The 20,716-nt window shown below is 66.6% G+C and carries 22 protein-coding genes and 1 pseudogene; 8 read left to right on the top strand and 15 right to left on the bottom strand.

The annotated features are described in order from the left end of the window. The first annotated feature begins 108 nt into the window (after positions 1-108). On the top strand, positions 109-825 hold the full coding sequence (locus D3260_RS13515; protein WP_120099136.1) for a TetR/AcrR family transcriptional regulator: 717 nt from the start codon (positions 109-111) through the stop codon (positions 823-825). A gap of 66 nt (positions 826-891) precedes the next feature. Here D3260_RS13515 and D3260_RS13510 read toward each other — a convergent pair whose 3' ends face one another. From D3260_RS13510 to D3260_RS13495, 4 genes are all read right to left on the bottom strand, one after another. Further along, entirely contained in the window at positions 892-2,718 is a 1,827-nt protein-coding gene (locus D3260_RS13510) for a long-chain-acyl-CoA synthetase (RefSeq protein WP_120099135.1), read from the bottom strand. A 117-nt stretch (positions 2,719-2,835) separates the two neighbouring features. After that, the gene (locus D3260_RS13505; RefSeq protein WP_120099134.1) at positions 2,836-3,585 is read right to left on the bottom strand and encodes a hypothetical protein; all 750 of its coding nucleotides are present in this window, start codon (positions 3,583-3,585) and stop codon (positions 2,836-2,838) included. 73 nt (positions 3,586-3,658) lie between these two features. Beyond that, a complete protein-coding gene (locus D3260_RS13500) occupies positions 3,659-4,912 on the bottom strand; it encodes a DUF445 domain-containing protein (RefSeq protein ID WP_120099133.1) in 1,254 nt (417 codons plus the stop codon). A 106-nt stretch (positions 4,913-5,018) separates the two neighbouring features. Further along, positions 5,019-5,516: a GbsR/MarR family transcriptional regulator gene (locus tag D3260_RS13495; protein ID WP_120099132.1), complete on the bottom strand. Its 498-nt coding sequence runs from the start codon at positions 5,514-5,516 to the stop codon at positions 5,019-5,021. A gap of 205 nt (positions 5,517-5,721) precedes the next feature. Between D3260_RS13495 and D3260_RS13490 the strand changes: the two genes are divergently transcribed. Continuing rightward, complete coding sequence (locus D3260_RS13490; RefSeq protein WP_120099131.1) at positions 5,722-6,375, top strand: HAD-IA family hydrolase; 654 nt, start codon at positions 5,722-5,724, stop codon at positions 6,373-6,375. A gap of 9 nt (positions 6,376-6,384) precedes the next feature. Here D3260_RS13490 and D3260_RS13485 read toward each other — a convergent pair whose 3' ends face one another. From D3260_RS13485 to D3260_RS13475, 3 genes are all read right to left on the bottom strand, one after another. Further along, positions 6,385-6,705 (bottom strand): hypothetical protein, encoded by a 321-nt coding sequence (locus D3260_RS13485; RefSeq protein WP_120099130.1) that lies wholly within the window; start codon positions 6,703-6,705, stop codon positions 6,385-6,387. Continuing rightward, positions 6,702-7,106, bottom strand: coding sequence for a fluoride efflux transporter CrcB (gene crcB / locus D3260_RS13480; RefSeq protein ID WP_370456307.1), 405 nt, complete (start codon positions 7,104-7,106; stop codon positions 6,702-6,704). The genes D3260_RS13485 and crcB overlap by 4 nt, the downstream gene beginning before the upstream one ends. Positions 7,107-7,267: 161 nt before the next feature. Beyond that, positions 7,268-8,329 carry a YeiH family protein gene (locus D3260_RS13475; protein WP_120099180.1) on the bottom strand — a complete coding sequence of 354 codons (1,062 nt, stop codon included), beginning with the start codon at positions 8,327-8,329 and terminating at the stop codon, positions 7,268-7,270. A 97-nt stretch (positions 8,330-8,426) separates the two neighbouring features. On the opposite strand from D3260_RS13475, the gene D3260_RS13470 reads away from it, so the two are divergent. The 3 genes from D3260_RS13470 (at position 8,427) to D3260_RS13460 (ending at position 11,223) form a co-directional block, all read left to right on the top strand. Beyond that, entirely contained in the window at positions 8,427-9,320 is an 894-nt protein-coding gene (locus tag D3260_RS13470) for a LysR family transcriptional regulator (protein ID WP_120099129.1), read from the top strand. 118 nt (positions 9,321-9,438) lie between these two features. Next, entirely contained in the window at positions 9,439-10,215 is a 777-nt protein-coding gene (locus D3260_RS13465; protein ID WP_199671510.1) for a hypothetical protein, read from the top strand. Positions 10,216-10,488: 273 nt separating this feature from the next. Beyond that, on the top strand, positions 10,489-11,223 hold the full coding sequence (locus tag D3260_RS13460; protein ID WP_120099128.1) for a DsbA family protein: 735 nt from the start codon (positions 10,489-10,491) through the stop codon (positions 11,221-11,223). 128 nt (positions 11,224-11,351) lie between these two features. Here the strand turns inward: D3260_RS13460 and D3260_RS13455 are convergent, their stop codons facing one another. Beyond that, positions 11,352-12,869 (bottom strand): DUF3482 domain-containing protein, encoded by a 1,518-nt coding sequence (locus tag D3260_RS13455; RefSeq protein ID WP_120099127.1) that lies wholly within the window; start codon positions 12,867-12,869, stop codon positions 11,352-11,354. After that, positions 12,853-14,262, bottom strand: coding sequence for a DUF2868 domain-containing protein (locus D3260_RS13450; RefSeq protein WP_158583542.1), 1,410 nt, complete (start codon positions 14,260-14,262; stop codon positions 12,853-12,855). Before D3260_RS13450 ends, D3260_RS13455 begins: the two co-directional genes overlap by 17 nt. A gap of 185 nt (positions 14,263-14,447) precedes the next feature. Here D3260_RS13450 and moaA point away from each other — a divergent pair, with 185 nt between their 5' ends. Further along, a complete protein-coding gene (gene moaA / locus D3260_RS13445; RefSeq protein ID WP_120099125.1) occupies positions 14,448-15,473 on the top strand; it encodes a GTP 3',8-cyclase MoaA in 1,026 nt (341 codons plus the stop codon). On the opposite strand, the gene tsaA is transcribed toward moaA, so the two are convergent. Further along, a complete protein-coding gene (tsaA, locus tag D3260_RS13440) occupies positions 15,458-16,243 on the bottom strand; it encodes a tRNA (N6-threonylcarbamoyladenosine(37)-N6)-methyltransferase TrmO (RefSeq protein ID WP_199671509.1) in 786 nt (261 codons plus the stop codon). The genes moaA and tsaA overlap by 16 nt on opposite strands. A 243-nt stretch (positions 16,244-16,486) precedes the next feature. Here tsaA and ybaK point away from each other — a divergent pair, with 243 nt between their 5' ends. Next, on the top strand, positions 16,487-16,960 hold the full coding sequence (ybaK, locus tag D3260_RS13435) for a Cys-tRNA(Pro) deacylase (RefSeq protein WP_120099124.1): 474 nt from the start codon (positions 16,487-16,489) through the stop codon (positions 16,958-16,960). Here the strand turns inward: ybaK and D3260_RS13430 are convergent. The 4 genes and pseudogenes from D3260_RS13430 to D3260_RS13420 form a co-directional block, all read right to left on the bottom strand. Further along, entirely contained in the window at positions 16,935-17,273 is a 339-nt protein-coding gene (locus tag D3260_RS13430) for a hypothetical protein (RefSeq protein WP_120099123.1), read from the bottom strand. The genes ybaK and D3260_RS13430 overlap by 26 nt on opposite strands. A gap of 20 nt (positions 17,274-17,293) precedes the next feature. Continuing rightward, positions 17,294-17,811 (bottom strand): annotated as a pseudogene (locus tag D3260_RS18155) (hypothetical protein); the annotation flags it as partial. A gap of 203 nt (positions 17,812-18,014) precedes the next feature. After that, entirely contained in the window at positions 18,015-18,950 is a 936-nt protein-coding gene (gene ligD / locus D3260_RS13425) for a non-homologous end-joining DNA ligase (protein ID WP_120099178.1), read from the bottom strand. Between the two features lie 62 nt (positions 18,951-19,012). Beyond that, positions 19,013-19,630: a DNA polymerase ligase N-terminal domain-containing protein gene (locus D3260_RS13420; protein ID WP_120099122.1), complete on the bottom strand. Its 618-nt coding sequence runs from the start codon at positions 19,628-19,630 to the stop codon at positions 19,013-19,015. Between the two features lie 282 nt (positions 19,631-19,912). Between D3260_RS13420 and D3260_RS13415 the strand changes: the two genes are divergently transcribed. Next, on the top strand, positions 19,913-20,356 hold the full coding sequence (locus D3260_RS13415) for a nucleoside deaminase (RefSeq protein ID WP_120099121.1): 444 nt from the start codon (positions 19,913-19,915) through the stop codon (positions 20,354-20,356). Between the two features lie 17 nt (positions 20,357-20,373). Here D3260_RS13415 and D3260_RS13410 read toward each other — a convergent pair whose 3' ends face one another. Continuing rightward, positions 20,374-20,688, bottom strand: a complete 315-nt coding sequence (locus D3260_RS13410; RefSeq protein ID WP_120099120.1) for a hypothetical protein — start codon at positions 20,686-20,688, stop codon at positions 20,374-20,376. Positions 20,689-20,716: the final 28 nt, after the last annotated feature.

Here is a 20,716-nt window from a genome sequence, read left to right as displayed (position 1 = left end):
GCGCTCGGTCGCCTCCAGTGGTCGGCCGATTGCGAAACGCCCCTTTTCAAAAAGATTGGTTTTCAGATAATACCAAGGCATCGATAGCCGTCAAGCAGGAACCCGATAGTGTCCGACTCCTCTCGACATACCGGTGGGAACACCACCTCTCGCAGTCGCCGCCGCGGATACCGCGGACTCTCCGCGGAAGAGCTTCGAAAGCAGCGACATCAAAGACTCATATCCGCGGGCACCGCTCTTTTCGGCGAGCGTGGCTACGCCGCGACACCGATCGAGGCCGTCTGTAGCCAGGCCAAGGTCTCCACACGCCATTTCTACGAGCAGTTCGGGGGCCGCGAGTCGATCCTGCACGCGGTCTATGACGCACTCGTCGCGGAAATGGAATCCATCATCCGCAATTCGCTGACCAGCGGGCGGGAAACGCTCACCCAGCGCGTGGCCGACACGATCGAGTCGAGCGTCTTCTTTCTGCTGGACGACCCCCGGCGCGGGCGCATCGTATGCATCGAGGCCGTGGGCGTATCCGAGGCGATGGAAAAGAAAAGGCGCGAGACCACGCATGCCCTGGCCGAGATCATTCGGCGCTATGCCGAGCTGATGGCCGACGCCGGTACGCTGCCGCAGCGCGACTATCGCCTGCCGGCAGTGGCGCTGGTGGGCATGTTCAACGAACTGGTCGCCGAATGGCTCACCGAGCAGACCGGTCTGTCCGCCGCCGAGATGGCACGCGAGGCCAAGATCCTGTTCCGGGCGATGATCTTCGGCGCCCAGCACTACGAGGCGACCGACGGCAGCGCGCCGCCGCTGGACGAGAACTCCGCCTGAGGGCCGCTGCCGACTCGATATCGCACCGGGGCCGGCTGCGATATCGAGCCGGCCGAATGGCCGGCGTCAGAGTGTGAGTTCGCCGGCGTTCAGGCGGGCACGCGTGGCCTCGTCGATCGGGGTGTAATCCCGGCCCGAATCGGCGCGCATGTACACGATATCGCCGCTGGCCGGGTCGTAGCCGTCTTCCTTGAGATCGACCTTGCGGTACTTCAGGGTGCCGGTCATCTCCTGCTCCGGCTTGATCCGCGCAAATACCGGCACGGCGTAGGCCGGCAGCGTGTCCTGGAGGTGTCGGGCGAGACCGGTCCAGTCGAATGCATCGGCATCCCCGGTCGGCGTGATCGCGACCATGCCGGCCCGGCCGTCCGTGCCGGGCACGGCCACCCCGTAGACCACGGCTTCGGATACGCCGGAGAACCCGTTGACCGCGTTCTCGACCTGCGTGGTGGCGACATTCTCGCCCTTCCAGCGAAACGTGTCCCCCAGGCGATCCGCGAAGGCGATATGCCGCATGCCCTGACGCCGCACGAGATCGCCGGTGTCGAAATAGCAGTCACCATCCTTGAACACGCCGTGATAAAGCTTGGCCTTGCCGGCTTCGGGATCGGTATAGCCCTCGAACGGCGCGAAATCCGTGACCTTGTTCAACAACAGCCCGACCGACCCGCGCGGCACTTCGCGCATGCGACCGGCCTCGTCAGTGACCGGTTTCTCGGTCTCCGGGTCGTAGTCGACGACCGCATAGGGCAACGGACAGAAACCGGCCGTCCGTTCCACGTTGAAGCCGTTGACGAAGACCAGGTTGCCCTCGCTCGCGCCGTAGAATTCGCAGATGCGCGCGATACCGAAACGCGATTTGAAATCGTCCCAGATATCCGGGCGCAGCCCGTTGCCGATGACCGCCCGCACCCGGTGGTCGCGATCGCCGGCCGCCGGCTCGGCACTCAACAGGTAGCGACAAAGCTCGCCGATATACGAAAAGACGGTGGCCTCGTGCCGACGGATGTCTGCCCAGAAATCGGAAACCGAAAACCGGGGTGCCAGACAGAACGTGGCACCGGCACACAGCACCGAGGCCCACGACACGGTCAATGCGTTGTTGTGATAGAGCGGCAACGGGCAATAGAACCGGTCGTCCGCCCCCAGCCGGAGCCCGAGCAGGCCCAGGCCGGCGCCGCCGCGCAGCCAGCGCCGATGGCTCATGCGTGAGGCCTTGGGCATACCGGTGGTGCCCGAAGTGAAGATATAGAAACAGGTATCGCTCGAGACGATCTGCCGACCGCCGGGCAGGCCATCGGTTTCGGGCCGCGCCGCAGCTTCCGCGCTCAGATCCGGATACGCGCTTGCCGGCGCCTTCCCCTCGCCCGCCGGCATGCGCCAGATCCGCGCCAGACCGGCGACAACCGGCGTCTGCGCGATCTCCTCGAAGGCCTCGGTCAACTCGTCCCCCACAATCAGTGCCTTGGGCTCGACCGTCCCCAGGCTGTGGGCCAGCACCTCGCCGCGTTGCTTGGTGTTACACATGGCCGCCGGCGCCCCGAGCTTGGCGAGCGCGGCGACCAGGATCAGCGTCTCGGCCCGGTTGTCCATCAGCAACGCCACGACATCGCCGTGTGTGATGCCGGCGCCGGCCAGCGTCGCGGCCAGCCGGTCGGCCTGGGCGTTGAACTGGCGATAGGTCCAGACCTGGCCGTCGAAGACCAGCGCCGGATGCGCAGGACGCCGCCGGGCATGCGCCTCGACCAGGGTGGCAATGGTCAGCCGATCGTTGAAACGGGACCGCACGAGCATGGCGATGCCCCGAACCACAGCACCCAGCCGTTCGAACTGGCCCGCGTTGGGCTTGAGCACATCCCAGGCGTTGACGGTCTGACGTTCGGCCTCGCTCATGAGTACTCCTCCGCAGGAAACGGCCGCAGCCCGCGGCCACGACCGAAAAGATATCTTTTTCTGTCGGGCCAGTGTCGCGCCGACAACGGCTGGCGTCCAGTGCAGGGCGCAGGCGTCTCAGTAAGGCATATGTCTTGCGCTCAGGGCTTCGGCGGCCGGAAAGCAGTCGCGCCACAGCGCCCGACCCAGCGGGCTCAGCGAGACCGAATGCCGCCCCACCCGGGGATACAGGCGATGCTCGTGGCGTATCGTGTCCATCGCCCGACGGACGTGCGTATCGGCGAGCAACAGTTCGTAGTCGGCGGCCAGGTCATCGCGCTCGGCGCCGATCGTGGCCAGGCCGAGATCCAGCAGCTGTGTCATGTAGTACGGCGTGTACTCACGCAACAGTACGCCCGCTGCCTGGCCGAGAGAGGTGGCATTGCGCAGGTGCATGACACTGATCGTGCCGCCGGCCGGCAGGCGACTGCCACCGATATGACACAACGGTGCGGCCTGGCGCGTGGCCAGCACGCGCAGCATCCCGACTTCATCGGGCACGAGCCGACCGAGAATGCGTCGATAGAGATCGTCCCGGGCCAGATCCGGATCGACACTGCGCCCGCGCACCAGGAGATCGGCGAGCATTCGCGACGGCGATTCCGGCGGGATGTAGGCCGCCTCGTCGTCGGCGATCGCGGCAGACTCGTGGCCGGCGTCGAGCGCATCCAGGCGCTGCTTGAGCTCGCTCAACGCCCGACTCTCGGCGTCGTGCACGCGTCGCACCGCGCTGCCGGCCAGCGGCCAGTCCTCGGCATCGCGCCAGACGTCCCGCAGCCGGTCGAACGTCCTCGTGGCGCCGCGTCTGACGGCCTTGCTGTCGGTCATGCGCTCTCCCGGATGTGCTGGCGTGACGGCATCAGCTTCCGACGACGCACGACATGTGTGCAAGCCGATCTCGTCAGAAAAGCGCCCCGAAGCGCTCGGCGAACACGTCGTAGAACACCACGATCAGCTGGAACCAGCCGACCGCCATGCCGAGCGCTGCACCGACCGCGACGAGAATCCATTCGTCCTCTTCGAAGGCCGGTCGCAGCATCGCCTCGAACTGGTGCGGCGTGAGCCCGCGCAGGCGCTCGGTCAATGTCTCGCGAATCCGCAGCACGCGGCGCAGATACGGTTCGGCATTGGCCACCACGTCGGGCATCCGCGCGATCGTCTCGGCCTCCGCCTCAGCCTTGATCTGTTCGTAATCGAGGGCACCGAGCGTCCAGCCGACGCCCGGTCGCGAGACGGCCAGCGCCTCGTCGATCGCCTGGTCCACCTCGGCACGCACCATGGCATGCAGCTTGTCGGCGTACGGCCCGTGCAGCAGCTCCTCGATCAGGGCACCGGGCGTGAGCACGCGTTCGGCCACGAGCCGGCCGTAATCCTCGGCGACCTCACTCTGTCGTCGGAAGAACAGCCCCTGGATACGCCACGGCCCGATACGACGCGCGCGTCGCGGCGAAAAGATCATCTTCAGTGCCAGCCAGTTGGTCGCCCAGCCGACGAGCAGACCAAACAGCGGCAGCAGCCACCAGCCGTGCCAGACCAGCCAGGCGGCCATCTGCACCAGCCCGAACATGAAGCCGAACACCAACCCGGACCGGGCGATGAATACGAACTCGGCGTGCCCGGTCTGCAGAAAGATCTGGTTGAGCAGCTCTTTTTCCCGCACCAGCGCACGGACGATCATGCCGTCCAGATCGAACAGATACGTCAGATTGGCCCGCATGTCGTGATTGACGGCCGCCACGATGCGCCCGGTCCGGACCTTGAGCCGGTGCTTGATGCGAGCCTTGACCACGCTCGGCAGATGCGACCAGAGCCAGGGGTGATGGCGCATCATGATCGATTCCGCCATGGCATCGATCTCGCGGCGCATGGGCCCATCGAGCACGGCACCGATTTCCTCGCTGTCGATGCGCGAGAAGATCTCGTGCTCGTTGATCAACGCATCGGTAAGCGTATCCACGGCAACGCCGGTCATCTTCGAAGCCTTGCGCGGCACGATGCCCTGCCAGCCGAGATAAGGCCGCAGCACGCCCCGGAACTCGATGGGATAGAACATCATGCGCAGCGCGACGAGATTGGTGGCATAGCCCACCACCGCGCTAATCACCGGCAGTGAGGCATATCGCCAGACATCGCCGCCGAGCCAGCCGAGATCCATCAGACGCGCCGCGGCGGAAGAATGCGCCGTCTGTCTCGTCGACGAGGCGGCCTCATGGCGCGTGCCGAGTTGCTGGCAGGATCGAGCAGGCGGCCATGGCGGGCGACTACGACTCGTCCCGGCTTTGCAGCCGCTCGATCAATGCCCGGGTCTGGGCTCGGGCCGTGGTCACGAACGAGCGCATGTCGGCCAGCCGGGCCTGGGCATCGACATGGGCATCGTCGATCTCCCGCTCGGCCTGGGACAACGACTCGCCAAGCGCGCCCATGCGGTGCTCGTAGTTTTCCAGCACACGCACGTAATGCCGCGGCGCGAGCTGATAATAGTCCTGTCGGTCGCCCGGCATCGCCGTGGCCTCGAGAAAACCGAGATCCCGGAGCAGGCGCGCGTTGGTGCTGATGCTCGCGCGCGAAACGGCCAGCCGCCGGGCGAGCACGCCGAGCGTGGTCGGCCCACCGTGAATGATGAAATATCCCAGAATGCGGCCGGCGATGCGCGGCAGCCCGTCGCCCTGCGCGGACAGCCCCATGCGCTCGATGAACGCGCTGATCGCGCGCCCATCCGCCGCCGACGTCTCGAACGCCGCATCCCCCGAATCGTTCATACCGATCCTGCCATGACCTTCACAGGTTTCAGAGCGTTCAATGCTAACCGGTTTGCGCCCCTCGCGTCGCTCGTGGCGCCCTCGATGCCCGCGCCTGATCGCGTCCGCACACCGACCGCCGGCGTCCCGAATCGCGTAGACTTAGCGAACGTGTCCGGACCGGCCGAACGGGCACCGAGGCCATTGCGACAGGTGCTGACCCACGATGACACCGCCCATCGCCGCCATCATTTACGACTGCGACGGCACGCTGGTCGACAGCGAAGGGCTCAACGCCCGAAGCTTCACCGATCTGATCGCCGCCGATCACGGGCTCGCGCTCGACCCGATCGCCGTCGAGGCCGAATTCCGCGGGCGTCGATTCGCCGAGATGTGCGACACGCTTGCCACGCGCCACGGGCTGCAATTCGATCCCGACTTCGTGCCGCGTTATCGCACCCACACGGCGCAGCTCTTCGAGCAGTCGCTACAGCCGATTCCCGGGGTCGCCGCCGCCATCGAAGCGCTCGGCACGCCCCGCTGCGTGGCCTCATCCGGCCCGCCGGACAAGATGGCGGTGGCGCTGCGCGTCACCGGTCTGGCCGGCTATTTCGGCCGCCATGTGTATTCGGCCTACGACATCGATGCCTGGAAACCGGCGCCCGATCTGTTCTGGCATGCCGCCGCGGCGCTGGGCGTGGCACCGGCAGCCTGTGCGGTCATCGAGGACAGCGATGCCGGCGTCGAGGCCGGGCGGCGCGCCGGCATGCCGGTCTTCGGCTTCAACCGCGCCGGCGGCATCGGCGCCCATCCGGACGCCGACCTGACCCTGTTTACCGACTATGCCGATCTACCCGGGCTGATCGCGGCCCGGCGCTGAGCCACCCGGTCAGTCCGCGTTGCCGAACTGCCAGTAGTCGATTGCACGACGCACGCAGAAAGCGGTGACACCGGCGTCCTCGACGGCACGCAGCAACACATCGGTCTCGCCGCCGTCGAGTACGAACATCAGTTCCTCGGGCTCGTCGGTCGCCTCGAAGAAGTGTGCCGAATGCGGATGACCGTTGGCACCGACGCCACCGGCGTCATCGCGACGCGTGTAGCGTGTGATGTCGTTTTCCTGCGCGATGTCGACGATCGCATCGAGCACGCTCTGGCCGTGATGTCGGCGCGAGCGCGGCGCGATGAAGATGACTTCGAAACCTTTCATGAGGTCGCCCCCGTGAGATGTCGCACCCCGACGAAGCAGGCCATGCCGAGCGCGACCATCACCAGGGAACCGGCGACATGCGCGGCAATACCGGCCAGCGCCCAGAACAGACGGCCGTCCTGCAGCTGCGCATAGATTTCGGACGAGAACGTCGAGAACGTGGTCAACGCCCCCAGAAACCCGGTCACGACGAGCAGCCGCCAGAACGACGACAGCTGTGGCATGGCCGTGAACGCGGCCACGGCGATACCGATGAGAAAAGCCCCGATGAGGTTGGCCACGAGCGTGCCCGGCGGCATCTGCGGCAACAGGCTGTTGAGACCGAGCCCCAGCCCCCAGCGCACGTTGGCGCCGATCGCCGCACCCAGCGCGATGGCGAGTATGGAGTAGGTCACGGGCATGGTCTTGTCCTCTTCGTATTCGGCCCCGCTTTCGGACTCGGTGGTCTGGCCATGCGGATGTGTGGTGCCCGGCGCATAGACCGACTCCGTCGTGCGACGCGGTTCGGACGCGTCCGATTGCTCTGGCGTCATGAGCGACAATCGATGAATGAAAGCCGCCACTATAACGTGCCGGCCCCCACCAGCCAGAGTGCCCCGCCAAGCATCAGCACGCTCAGCCACGCCGCGGCGACCAGCCCCAGGAACAACGGCCGCCATCCGAGACCGATCACGGCCTGGAGCCGCGTGGACAGCCCCATCGCTGCCATCGCGGTGGCCAGCAGGCCGGTATCCAGGGTCTGGAGCCCGGCATGAATCGGCCCCGGCAACGAGATCATCGAGTTCAGCCCGACCACGGCCACGAACAGGAGCACGAAGACCGGAAACGGCGTGCGCCGGCTCGATGTCGCGCCGCCCTGCGCGCGACGGCGCCACCACAACGCCAGCACGGCACAGGCCGGTGCCAGCAGCGCAACCCGGCCAAGCTTGTAGAGACTGGTGTCGACACCGGCCTGTTCACCGAAGGCGAAACCGGCAGCCACCGCCTGGGCCACCTCGTGGATCGATCCGCCGGCCCAGGCGGCATAGACCGGTTCGGCCAGATTCAAGCCGTGCGCCAGCACCGGATAGCCGAACATCGCGATCGTGCCGAACACGGTGACGACCGCAATGGCACAGGCGACATCCTGCTCGCGGCCGCGAATCACCCCGTCGACCGCCACCACGGCCGAGGCACCGCAGATGCCGGTACCACCGCCGATGAGCGTGCTCAACGTATCGGGCAATCCCAGCAGCCGCCCCAGCCCGATCGACAGCGCGATCGTCGAGCCCACGCCCACCCCGATCAGCGCCAGGCCGGCGGGCCCGATCGACAACAGATCCGGAAAACCCAGACGAAAACCGAGCAGCACGATGCCCGCGCGCAGCAGCCAGTGCAGCGTCCAGCGTATCCCCGGCTCGACCGCCGCCGGCAGCGACAGACACAGCCGCACCAGCACACCGAGCAGGATGGCGACACTCAGCGCACTCAGCGGGACAACCCGGTGGATGGCCGGCCAGGCCGCAAGCCCCTGGGCGACGCCGGCCATCGCCAGACAAAGGATCAACCCGGGCGCCAGCCGAACGAGCCCGCGAGCGCGATGGCGGCGGCCCGCGGCCGCCGTATAGTCTGCAGAACCCGACATGATGATCTCCGACATGCGATTGCCGGTGATCATGGGCGCGTCATTTGTTCAGTAAAATCGATTTATATTGAATTTATCGTTCGGTTTTTTTATACAAATGTCGCGACGCCACTTCACGCTTCGACAGCTCGATATCTTTGCCGCCGTCATGCAGACAGGCCAGGTCCGGCGCGCCGCGGCGACCTGTCATATCGGTCAGGCCGCGGTCAGTCAGGCCCTCCGGGAACTGGCCGACACCCTTGGGGTGACGTTGTTCGTCTCACGCGGGCGGCTGCTCGAGCCCACGTCGAACGCCCATCGGCTGCTGGCGCTGGCCAGTGGCCCGCGCGCCGAGCTATCGGCCCTGGCCGAGCGGCTTCGCGGCGAGCCGGATGCCGCCTTCGTCGGGCCGGTCCACCTGGCGGCCTCCAGCACCATCGCGCGTTATCTGCTACCGGCCCTGCTGGCCGACCTGGTCGCGCGGCACCCGGCGCTGCGTCCGACATTGTCGTCGGGCAACAGTGTCGAGACCGAAGCCCGAGTCGCCGCCGGCGCGGCCGATATCGGCTTCATCGAGGGGCCGACAACACGGGCCGACATCCTGGCCTGCCACTGGCGTACCGACCGGCTGACGCTTATCGGCCCGCCCTCGGCGCCAGCCACACTGGCTGGCGCCGATCTCGCGCACTGGCCCTGGGTCGCCCGCGAGGCCGGCTCCGGTACACGCACCGTCTTCGAGCACGATCTGGCCCTGGCCGGCATCACGATCCCGCCGGCCACGCTCGTCGTCGACGACAGTGGCGCCCAGGTCCGAGCGGTCGCGGCCGGGGCCGGACTGGCCTGTGTCAGCCGGGCCGCTGCCGCCGCCGCCGCGGCGGCTGGCGACATCCGGCTCGTCACGCTCGCCGGTCAGGATTTCGCCCGGCCGCTCTGGTCGATCCGGCGGGCCGGTGCCGATCCCGAACCGCTGGCGAACCGGCTGCTCGCCGCGCTGGCCAGCCCGTCCGCGTGAGCCCGGCGTCAACCGTATCTTTGCGCAGGTTATGACCCACATCAGTCAACTCGCGTTCAGCGGAATGCGATAGCGTCAATTCGGTAAAGGGAGACCGAATCCAAGGAGATTTCCAAACATGTTGCCCAAGAACAAAATGATCGCCAGCGCCACCGTTGTCGCACTGGCACTCGGCAGCAACGCCGCCTTCGCCGCGAGCGAAACCGCTGACAACAGCGCCACGACACAGACCAAGACGACGGCCGGCAGCCAGAGTCAGTCGCAGGGACTGTACTCGGCCGACCAGCTCATGGACGCCTCGGTCTATACGACGAGCGATAACAAGAAGGCGATCGGCGAAATCGACGATGTGTTGCTCGGCAACGACATGAGCATCCAGAAGTTCGTGATCGAGACCGACGGCAAGTTCGGTCTCGGCGCTGGCAAGAGCTTCGTCGTCTCGCCAAGCGATCTGACCGTCGAGACGCTGAAGTCCAAGCACGAGAGCAAGCCGGAATACCGGGTCACGCTTAATCTGACGAGCGAGCAGCTGTCGCAACAGCCGGTCTACAGCGATTCGTGGTGGTCCAACGCACAGTCGCAGGCCAGTGATGCGTGGCAGAACACCAAGAACTCGGCCCAGAGCGCCTGGACACAGCTGAAGTCGACCACGTCCAACATCATGAGCGGCGCCCAGGATCAGGCGGACGACGCACAGGATGCGACCTCGAATGCGGCAGACAACGCCCAAGACGCGACCTCGAACGCGGCGGACGAGGCCAGCGATACGGCCGGCAATGCGGCCGATTCGACGGCCGACTCGGCCAGTGACGCGGCAGACGCGGCTCAGGACAAGGCCAGCAACGCAGCCGATGAGGCCAGCGACAAGGCCGACCAGGCGACCGACAACAACTAGTCGCCGGCGACAGGACGATTTGTCCTTGATGCGTTAGGGCCTGTTGACACGTCGCACGTGAACAGGCCCTGAAAAGGGGCCATCCGGCCCCTTTTTTTCGTCTGATATCGGCCAACTGCCTGGTACCACCACGCTCCTTTGTTCGTGGCGCGAGCCGATGGCCGACCAAGGCCGTTGCCCGGCCAGTCGACGAATCCGTGCCTGACCCGAGCAGGCGTAGCCGCTATGATGCCCGGCGACGTCACTCATCACGCAGGCAACAAGGGGATTTGCATGAGTCCGCAGCAAAATCGCGGTCAGTCGAAGCTTTTCGGCGCCCTGTTCATTCCGGCGCTGCTCATCGGCGCGTTCATCGTGATCGCGATCCTGGTCATGAGCTTCACTGGGTCGGAGCGCGCCACGCCGCGTCCCGGCGACGGCCCGACAACGGTCGATGCCGGTGTGATGAACCAGCTTCGCAACCAGTACGACAAACTGGCCGAGGCGAAAGGCAACCCGAACGCACCGGTCACCATTCGCGAATTCGGTGATTATCAATGCCCGGCGTGCGGCGCGTTCGAGCCCACCGCCGAGCGCATCCGCAAGGAATACGTCGACACGGGCAAGGTTCGTTTCCTGTTCTACGATTTCCCGTTGCCCATGCACCAGCACGCCCAGGCCGCGGCCGTGGCAGCACGCTGCGCGGCCGCCCAGAACGATTTCTGGCCGTTCCACAATCGTCTCTACCAGACCCAGGGCCAATGGTCCGAGCAGAACGATCCGACATCGATGTTTCTCGACCTCGCTGTCGAAACCGGGTTGGACACGAACAAACTCAAGGCTTGCATGAACAAGGAAACGCCGCTGGCCCAGATCAACGCCGAACGTGACGCGGGCCAGGCGGTTTCCCTGCGGGCCACACCAACCGTGATGGTCGGCGATACGCTGTTCGTCGGCGGGCCGTCCTACGACAAGCTCAAGACCGCGATCGACGAGGCGCTGGCCGCAGCGGGTAACAACGGGCAATAACCGCCCTCATGGACCGGGCGGGCGCCATGCCACGCCCGGCCCTTCGGTGCACGCCGGAACAGCGATGACGGACCGGCGTGATCACGCGCCCCGGACCGCCAGCACCGGTGCATACGCGGCACCGATCGTTACGACTGCATGGCCTGTTCAATTTCGGCGAGCGTGGCCTCGATGGCCTTGCGGGCCTGCACATCGCGCTCGCCCTGTTCGGTATTGCGCTGGGCTTCGCGAAACCAGCGTGCCAGCAATTTCTGTCGCGATGACTCGAGCTGGCGCACGATACTTTCGGCCTCGTCGGCGCTGCGCTGGTGGGCGAGCCGGCCGTCGCCGCGTGCGGCGTGAGTCCGTGCCATGATCGCGCGGTAACGCACGAGCATCACGTCGAACAGAATCCAGGCGAAGTTCGGATTCTTGGGCGGCCCGAGGCTGAGCTGGCGCCCGCCGAAGGCGCCGGGCCGGCCGACGGACAGGTTCAGCGTCGGCAGGGCATCGCCCTTGAACCAGGCCAGTGCGCCGCCGACCCCGCCCCCGATCAGCGTAGCCAGCCCGAGCGTGTGGCCGGCGGTGGCCACATCGAGCCAGGTCCCGCCGGCGGCCCCGGTCGCGGCCCCGGCGAAAGTGAGCTGACGTCGATTGAGGCCGAAACGGCGCCAGGTTTCGTCGTGCGACAGATCCAGCTCGTCAGTCATCAGCTCGGCGGCCTCGGCACGCGTGTGGCGATGACGGTACAGGGCAAGCAGATCGTTGGTGGTTTCGCGCTCGAGCTCGGCAATTCGTTCGAAATAACGCCGATTGGCCTCGGTCAGGGCTTTCTTGCGCGCGGCTTCGGGCGCACCGTCGTCAACGTAGTTGGTGTGCTCGCGTAGCCGCAGCACCGTACCCAGAAAACGCAGGATACGTTCGGCCGCTTCGTCGCGCCGTTCTTCCCATTCGGTGTCCAGCAGGGCCAGCGTCGCATCGAGATGATTGCGATCGCGCTCGTCGATCTGATTGAGTGCGGCCAGCAGATCACGCCGTGCGGCAAAACGTGCCTCGAAGGCATTGAAGGTGCGCACCAGATTGAAGGCCTTGCCGAGCTCGTCCCGCCAGAGGGCTTCGTTGGTTTGCGTACTGCGGCTGGCGTCGTCCGATTCGGCGTGCGGGTTGAGAATCGCCAGGCGCGGGCCGGCAGACAGGCGCAGGATCTCGATCTCGGCCAGAAACGCATCGTGCAGCCGCACACCGGGGTCCACGACATAGACCACGCCGGCGCCTTCGACGATGGGCGCCAGCAGCCGGCATTCATCGACGAATTCATCGCTGTCGCCGTAGCGCGCCACGAAACGCGCTAACGTGTCCGGCCCCGGCCCGCGGGCGTCGTCGGCGCCCATGGCCCGGATCGTGCGCAGGGCCTCGATGGGCTGCTGAAACCCCGGCGTATCAATGAAACGCAGCCGCTCACGCCCATCCAGCACCAGCGAAAGCCGCTGGCAGCGCGTGGTTTCTCCGGGCTCGGCCGATATCCGGATGACCGCGTCGTCATCCTCTTCCAGCAGCGTAGCCAAGACCGCGGACTTGCCCATGTTGACCTTGCCCACGACGGCGAATGTGGGCGCGTCTTCGGCCACCCAGCGCGTCGGCTCGCGCCTCTCAGACAGTCGGGTCATAAGCCGTGATCTCGGTGGCCGGGTCGCGCAGCCCGTCGATGAAAGTGGTCCAGCGTGCCAGATGCTCGTCGTCGGGCGCGCTCGGCGTCCCGGCCTCATCGGCCACGACGAGCCAGACCATGGGTACGGCTTCGCCGACCGTGTCCCGAACGCGGGCGTGCAGACGCGCGGTCTGGCGCGGCGAGAGCATCCAGTCCGCGGCGATCAGCACGACATGGGGCGGGTGCGCCGCCAGCGCGGCATCGGCTGCTGCCTCGGCGTCGTTATCGAGTACCGAGACCCGTTCGGTGGCCGTCGGATTCAGGCGCAGTCGGCGCAGCATGAAACCGCGCACGGCTTCACCGTCGATGCCGTGACCGCCCACATCCAGCACCAGCGCACCGTCGGCATGGGCCTCGGCCACGGCCCCTCGGCTCACGCCGGCCAGTTCGCGCCAGACACGCCGATGCCGCGGCGCCTGGAAATCCAGCCCGGCCAGCGCCATGCGTTCGCGCAGGGCGAACCAGACCAGCAGCACAAGACGGGGCACCACGCCCCAGACCAGCAGCGCCATCAGCAGGAAACGCCACCAGGCGCCGGCCACGGCGCCACCGGGCGGCGTCGCCCCGCTGCCGCCCATCAGCCGGCTGGCCTGAATCGCGGCATCGCTCGGCACGGCCCCGGGCCACAACGCCGCCCACGGGCTCGACAGCCAGGCCACCGCACCGTGAATGAGCACATCGTCATCCGGGGTGGCCTCCCAATAGAAGCGTACGTCGAAGACCAGCAGCGCCACGACGAAGGCACCGACCGCGCCGACCACATAACCCAGCCCCGACCACTGCGACAACGCCGAAGCCCGGGCGGCGACCGCACGCCGGGCTGCCTTCGTGTCGGAAAAAGCGGCACGCCAGCGTTGCCCGGCTTCCGGACGCCGCCGCGACAGGCCGCGTAAAAGCACGCGGATGAGCCACGGCGAACGCGCGCGCCGGGTGGCAACAAAGCGCAGGCACAACAACACCAGAAAACCGAGCCAGGGCACGATCAGCGTCAGCCCGACGAAGATCACGACATGCACGCGCTGATCGCCGCCGAGACACAGCCCCCAGACCAGAAGAGCCCCGAGGATCATCATCCCGATGAACAATATCCAGCGGGCCAGACCCATCACACCGTGCCAGCCCTCGCTCGGCCAGTCCCGGTCGCCGCGCTGGCGGCGCTGCGACAGCCACAGCCGCAGCCCCACCCGGCGCCGGCGGGCCTCCGACAGATCGGCGATGCGCGGGCCGATCTCCTCGGCGAACACCCGACGGTCACGCTCGCGCACCGCCCCTTCGCCCTGGGCCAGCAGCGTCTCGAGATCCAACAGGTCGGACAGCCGCCAGCGCGTACCGAGAAAAGACAGACTTTGCATGTCGGCCATTCTAGCGATGTGTGGCGTCTTCACACGACCACACCGTGCGATGTACACCGATTTCATATCATTGCATCTCGCTATCAACTCTTGCATATAACGAGAATATTTCAATCGCACCCGCAGAGAACCGCCGCCCCGGTGTTAGGCTATGAGCAACGCATACGCTGAAGACAGGTCGTCTCATCGTGACTACCGACACCCGCGGTCGGCCATTGCGCGATCTGCGCATCTCGTTGACCGATCGCTGCAATTTCCGCTGCACTTACTGCATGCCACGCCATCTGTTCGGCGCCGAGCATCTGTTTCTGCCCAAGCGCGAACTGCTGGATTTCGATGAAATCACGCGGCTGGCCCGGATCGCGGCCGGCCTGGGCGTGACCAAACTGCGCCTGACCGGCGGCGAACCCCTGCTGCGTCGCGATCTGGATGTGCTCATCGCCCGTCTGGCGGCAATCGACGGCATCGAGGACATCTGCCTGACCACGAACGGGTCATTGCTCACGGCCGAGCGTGCCCATGCGCTGCGCGAGGCCGGCGTGAATCGCGTCACCCTCAGCCTGGATGCGATCGATGATGACCGCTTCATGGCAATCAACGACGTCGGCTTTCCGGCCCACAAGGTCCTCAAGGCCATCGACAACGCTCGGGCCGCCGACCTGGGCCCGGTCAAGGTCAACTGCGTGATCCAGCGCGGCGTCAACGCCGATCAGATCCTGCCGATGGCCGAGGCGTTCCGGCATACCGACGTTGTACTCCGCTTCATCGAGTACATGGACGTCGGCACGTCCAACGGCTGGCGGATGGACGATGTGGTCACCGCCCGCGAGATCGTCGATACCCTCCGAACCCGCCATCCGATCACGCGACTGGCCGCCAACGCGCCCGGCGAGACCGCCAACCGCTGGCGTTACGACGACGGTGCCGGCGAGATCGGCATCATTGCCAGCGTTTCGCAGCCGTTTTGCGGCGGCTGCACGCGCGCTCGTCTGTCGGCGCTCGGCGAACTCTACACCTGCCTGTTCGGCGTGCACGGCCGCGATCTGCGCAGCCCGCTGCGCCAGGGCGCCAGCGACGCCGAACTCGCCGCGTTGCTGAGCGGCATATGGCACGCCCGTGACGACCGTTATTCGGAAATCCGGGGCGAGCAGACCGCGGCCGGCCGCCAGAATCCGGACAACAGGGTCGAGATGTCCTACATCGGCGGGTAAATCCCCCGGACGGTGACCGTCGCGCGCGTGTCATCGACCGCGAACCGGACATCGACATCGCGCAACGCCATCCCGTAGACCCGCGCCCCGGCATCACGCCGATAGGCCGGCCGCGGGTCCTGGGCACATACCTGTGTGACCAGGGCGTGCAGCCCGTTCGGGTCGACCTGCCCGGCCAGCAGACGCTCGGCCTCGGGTGTCCAGTGCACGGCCAGGGATCGTGGCGGCTCGGGTGCCATCGTCGCCTCGGCCTGGGGCACAGCATCGACCCAGGGCAGATACGGCTTGATATCCACGATCGGCGTGCCAGCCACGAGATCGTGTCCGCCGATCAACAGGTGCGTCCGGGCCGGCTGCAGGGCCGACAGCCCCGGCAACGACCAGGGCGGCCGCGCCGGGGTGGCGGTGGTCGCGATATCGTGCAGGGTCACACAGGACAGCCCCAGGCGATTGGGCCGGTGCGTGCTGCGTGTGGCGAACACGCCGACCCGGCGATTCCCGCCGAGCCGCGGCGGCCGGACCCGCGCACGCCAGCGCGTCGGGCTCCGATCGAAAACGAACGACAGCCAGATATGGGTATAGGCCGCAAGGCCCTCGATCGCCGCCGGGTCATCGAAGGGTGCGACTAGGCTCACAACGCCCCGCGCCGCCGGCACGAGCCCCGGCTGGCGTGGCACACCGAACTTGTCGGGATAATCGCTGGCCGCGATGCCGATGACCTGCAATCCGGCATCACGCGTCTCGGTCGACGGGTTTTCTGGCGACATCATGACGGCTCGAGCGCACCGGCCACGATACGCCTACCGCATCAGACCGACGGGTTCATCCAGACCTCAGTCTAGGGCCTGTTGATGTGTCGTGCGAGTCCGCGCCAAGCGCTGTTCTGCGGCAAGACGAGGCGCCGCAGGCACCGCGCAGTCATGCTGCGCTGTCGGGCCAACAAAAAGCGGGATGGCCGTCCGGCCGGTCCTCCGGGTATCCTCCAGCGCCCGCCGCGCCTGTCTCGAGCCACCATGACGCCTGCCATCCGACTGCTCGCATCCCGCGGCATCGCGCACGATGTCATGCGCTACGAGGCGACGCCCTCGGACGACGAGTACGGCGTGGCCGCGGCCCGCGCGCTGGGGCTGCCCCCGGATCGCGTTTTCAAGACGCTCGTCGCGACAACCGACCGCGGCGATTACGTGGTCGGTCTCGTGCCGGTCGACACACGACTGGATCTGAAGAAGCTGGCCCCGGCGGTCGGTGCGAAGAAAGCCAGCATGGCCGAGCCGTCGGCAGTCTCGCGCGTGACCGGCTATGTCCTGGGCGGCGTCAGCCCACTCGGACAGAAGAAACGCCTGGCCACGATTATCGATGCCAGTGCCCGCGATCTCACACGAATGCACATCAGCGGCGGCCGACGCGGCCTGGAGATCGCACTGGCCCCGGCCGATCTCGTCGCGCTCACTGACGCCCGCTTCAACGAGATCGCGCTGCGCGATTGAAGCGTATCAGCGCCTGGCCGGCGTTCTGACCGCGTCGGCCGATATCCGACCACGGGCAGTCGCGCTGGCCGAGCGGCCGCAGGATATTGCCGATATGCCAGCGCCGGGGGCCAAGATCCGAGTCTCCCAGTTCGTCCCGGGCCAGCGGCCTGGCGATCGGCGCGTCCGATCGCGGGCGGACGGCATACGGGGCGACAGCCGTCTGATTCGGGGCGTTGCGCGCGATATCCGGATCGAGCCGGCCTTGCCGTTCGGCCTTGGCATGCGCCGTGGTGAAATCATCCGGCGCGGCATCGGCGATCCGATGCGGCACGGGGACGTGCAGCCCGACGAACCCGAGGTCATCACATACGCGACCAACCCGATGTCGGACAGCGCATCGCGTATCGCACGGGCGACCGCCACGACCGGGGCGAAACACTGGCCGTCATCGGGCGGGGCCAGGTCGCAGATGAGTCGGTCGGGATGGCCGGGCGTATCGTAGCGGGCCGCCGGCACATGGAACGCGATCGTGCCCTGGCCGGCCAGATAGACCCGCGCATCGGCCGAATCGGCCAGCGGCTGGCTCATCTCGCGGCCGGCCTTGCGCGCCACACACGCGCGCCAGCCAGCCCGGGTCGCGGTCCGCGATCGATTTCTGGATGAAGTCGACGCCCGGCCCGCAATACCGTCGGGCAACGATGCAGCCTGGGCGGCCGGTCGGCCAGATGCGACAGCAGCACGTCGGCGATGCGCGCGTGATAATCGACCAGATCGCCCTTGGTCAGGCCGGTATCGGGGGGGAAGAAAAGCCAGGGCGTGTCGTCACGATATAGGCAGCCGCCTTGTCCCCTGCCGAGCGCATCAAGCAAGGCTGGCAACGCGGCGTGACGTGGCCGGCCGAGGCTAACCCGACATGAGCGCGCCGCGCACGGCGAGGCGCAAACTCGGGCACATCGCCCATGGCGTGCTCAAACATCAATCGCCCTATCGATCCAATCGCGCTATGGCCAGCTGATGGGTCTTGGTTTCACAAGATGGTTCCGGTCCCGATGGTCGACGCTGACCGTCACAGTCAGTGTTCCCGTGCCACGTCAGCCGCATTCTTGTCGTCGCGTTCGCCGATATAGGCCGGATGACGCAGCTTGCCGTCGGCCGTCCATTCGGTGAAAGCGATCGCGGCCACGCGCTCCGGTGTCACCCAGTGAATATCATCGCCAGCCGGCGGCTCGTCGAAAGGCGACGTCTGGCGCTCGATCGCAGCGAGCACCGAATACAGCCGCTTCAACTCGGCCTCACTGAAGCCGGTCCCGACCCGGCCGGCGTAGCAGAACCGATCCCCGGCGTAATAGCCGACCAGCAACGCGCCCAGACCTTCTCGCGTGCCCTGCGGCTCGGTATAGCCGCCGATGACCAGCTCCTGACCGGTCTGGACCTTGAGCTTGAGCCAGCGTTTGGAGCGACCGCAGCGATACGGGCTCTGAGCCTGCTTGGCCAGGATCCCTTCCCAGCCTTTCCTGCGGGCCTCGGCCAGCAGGGCCTTGCCGTCGCCGTTGCGATGGGGGGTGAATCGCAAACCGTCGGTATATTCCAGCGTCTCGTGGATCAGCTGCTTGCGCTGACGCAGCGGCACGCGACGCAGGTCATGATCGGCCATCCAGGGGCTGTCGAAGACATAGAAATGAACGGCGATGCCCGATGCCCGGGCGGCTTGCGGATCGGCGATACCGGCCCGCTGCTGCAGGCGCACGAAACTGGGGGTCTGGCCCTCGAAGGCCACCACCTCACCATCGAGCACGAAGCGTTGACACGGCTGGGCCGCGAACAACGCGACCAGTTCCGGGAAATGCGCGTTGCGCTGCTTGCCGTTGCGCGTGTACAGCTCGACGCTGTCACCGTCGCGAAAGACCATCAATCGAATGCCGTCGAGCTTGCGCTCGAAGATCCAGTCGTCGTGGGAGAACGGCTCGTGGTGCAGCGTGGCGAGCATCGGCTCGAACGTACGGGGCATCGGTGCCTTGCGCACCTTGGCCCAGTCGTCCTGCGACAGATGTGCCTTCAGGCATTCGGCGCTCACGGTTGATCGCCCTCCTCGTCCGCGATCTGCTGCGTGGAACGCCCCGTCAGGACCGAGGCATCCGCCGTGGAAACCGGGTTGCGACGGGCATCGGCCGCATCGTCGTCCATCTTGACCAGCAGCCACTGCCGTTTGTCGCCTTCCGTACGGAAATGCGTCAACGCGTAGCCGCCGGTCAGTTTCGTGCCGTGCAGACGTACGGTGAGATGTCCGTCGGCCCAGGCCTCGGCCAGCGATTTCACCCGCCCATTGTCATCGGCGCCCCGGGCGTTGTCGAACGGCCCGATGTCCCAGACCATGACGGTGCCGCCGCCATATTCGGCATCCGGGATGACGCCTTCGAAATCCGCGTAGTCCAGCGGATGATCCTCGGTCTCGATGGCGAGCTGCTTGTCGCGTGGATCGGTCGACGGCCCCTTCGGCACCGCCCAGGATTTGAGCACGCCGTCGATCTCCAGACGAAAGTCATAGTGCTGCGACGAGGCATCGTGCTTCTGGATGACGAAGATCGGCGCCGCTGCCTCGTCGTTGCGCGGCGCCTCGTCGCCGGCAGGCTCCGGCGTGGCCTCGGCACGACGCTTGTTGCGATACGTCTGGAGTGGGTCGCGAGCCATGGCAGTGCTCTCTCGGCCGGTCGATGGACTTTTGTATCGTGCATTCGGCCCAGACGCTATCCGGTCATCCCCGCACGCGCGCCACCCCGCCGATGGCGCGCGGCTTCCGGCCGTGTCCCCCGCCCGGGCCGGGAAGGGCCTGGTACGCGCCCGCGCCTGTGCCAGAGCGCCGATCGCCCGATGGCGCGTGGCGCATGGCGCGCCTGATTTGTGGCCTGCGGCACTCGGCGCGATCCGTAACAGGCGATAGACTGCGCGGGCATCCCGTCACGAGTACGCCTCATGAATCATGCCCATTTCATGCACGCCGCTCTGGAGCAGGCCCGTCTTGGCCGCGCGGAAGGCGGCATTCCCATCGGCTGCGTGCTGGTACGCGACAACGAGATCGTGGCCACCGGCCGCAACCGGCGCGTGCAACAGGACAGCGCGGTGCTGCACGCCGAGATGGACGCCCTGGAAACGCTGGGCCGTCGGCCGGGCGCCTGGTACGACGATGTCACGCTCTACACCACACTTTCGCCCTGCCCGATGTGTGCCGGCGCGATTCTGCTCTACGGCATCCCGCGCGTGGTGATCGGCGAGAACACGTCGTTCATGGGCGACGAGGCCCATCTGACCGCCCGCGGCGTGTCATTGACGGTCCTCGACGATGCCGACTGTCGTCAGGCGATGACCGAATTCATGCGTGACGAGCCGCGCCTCTGGTTCGAGGACATCGGCCGCTGACCACGAATCGGCGGCGCCTACAGGCCGTAAAAGGCGTGGATGAGATCGTAGATCACGTCGAAGACGATGATCATCACGAAGATGATCGCGATCTTTCGAACATCGGCAAACGTCTGATCATCCACCGGGGCCAGGATCGAGGCGAACGCGTCCTTTTTGCCCTTGAGCAACGCCAGATACAACTCGTGGTTGGTCGCGGCCTGACGGAACCGGGCGGCCCGGCGCTCGGGCGGCGCCTTGCGAAAGATCGCATACAGGGCGTTGAGCAGATACCCGAAGATCAGTATCTCGATCGCCAGCAACAGCAAGAAGATGATCCAGACGCGCGACATGTGTCCTCCCGTGCGTGTTCTTGGCCAC

It is taken from the genome of Salinisphaera sp. Q1T1-3 (genome assembly GCF_003602005.1).
Classification (GTDB): Bacteria; Pseudomonadota; Gammaproteobacteria; order Nevskiales; family Salinisphaeraceae; genus Salinisphaera.
Note: the sequence above shows the minus strand (reverse complement) of the source record. Positions and strands in the feature narration are given on the sequence as shown.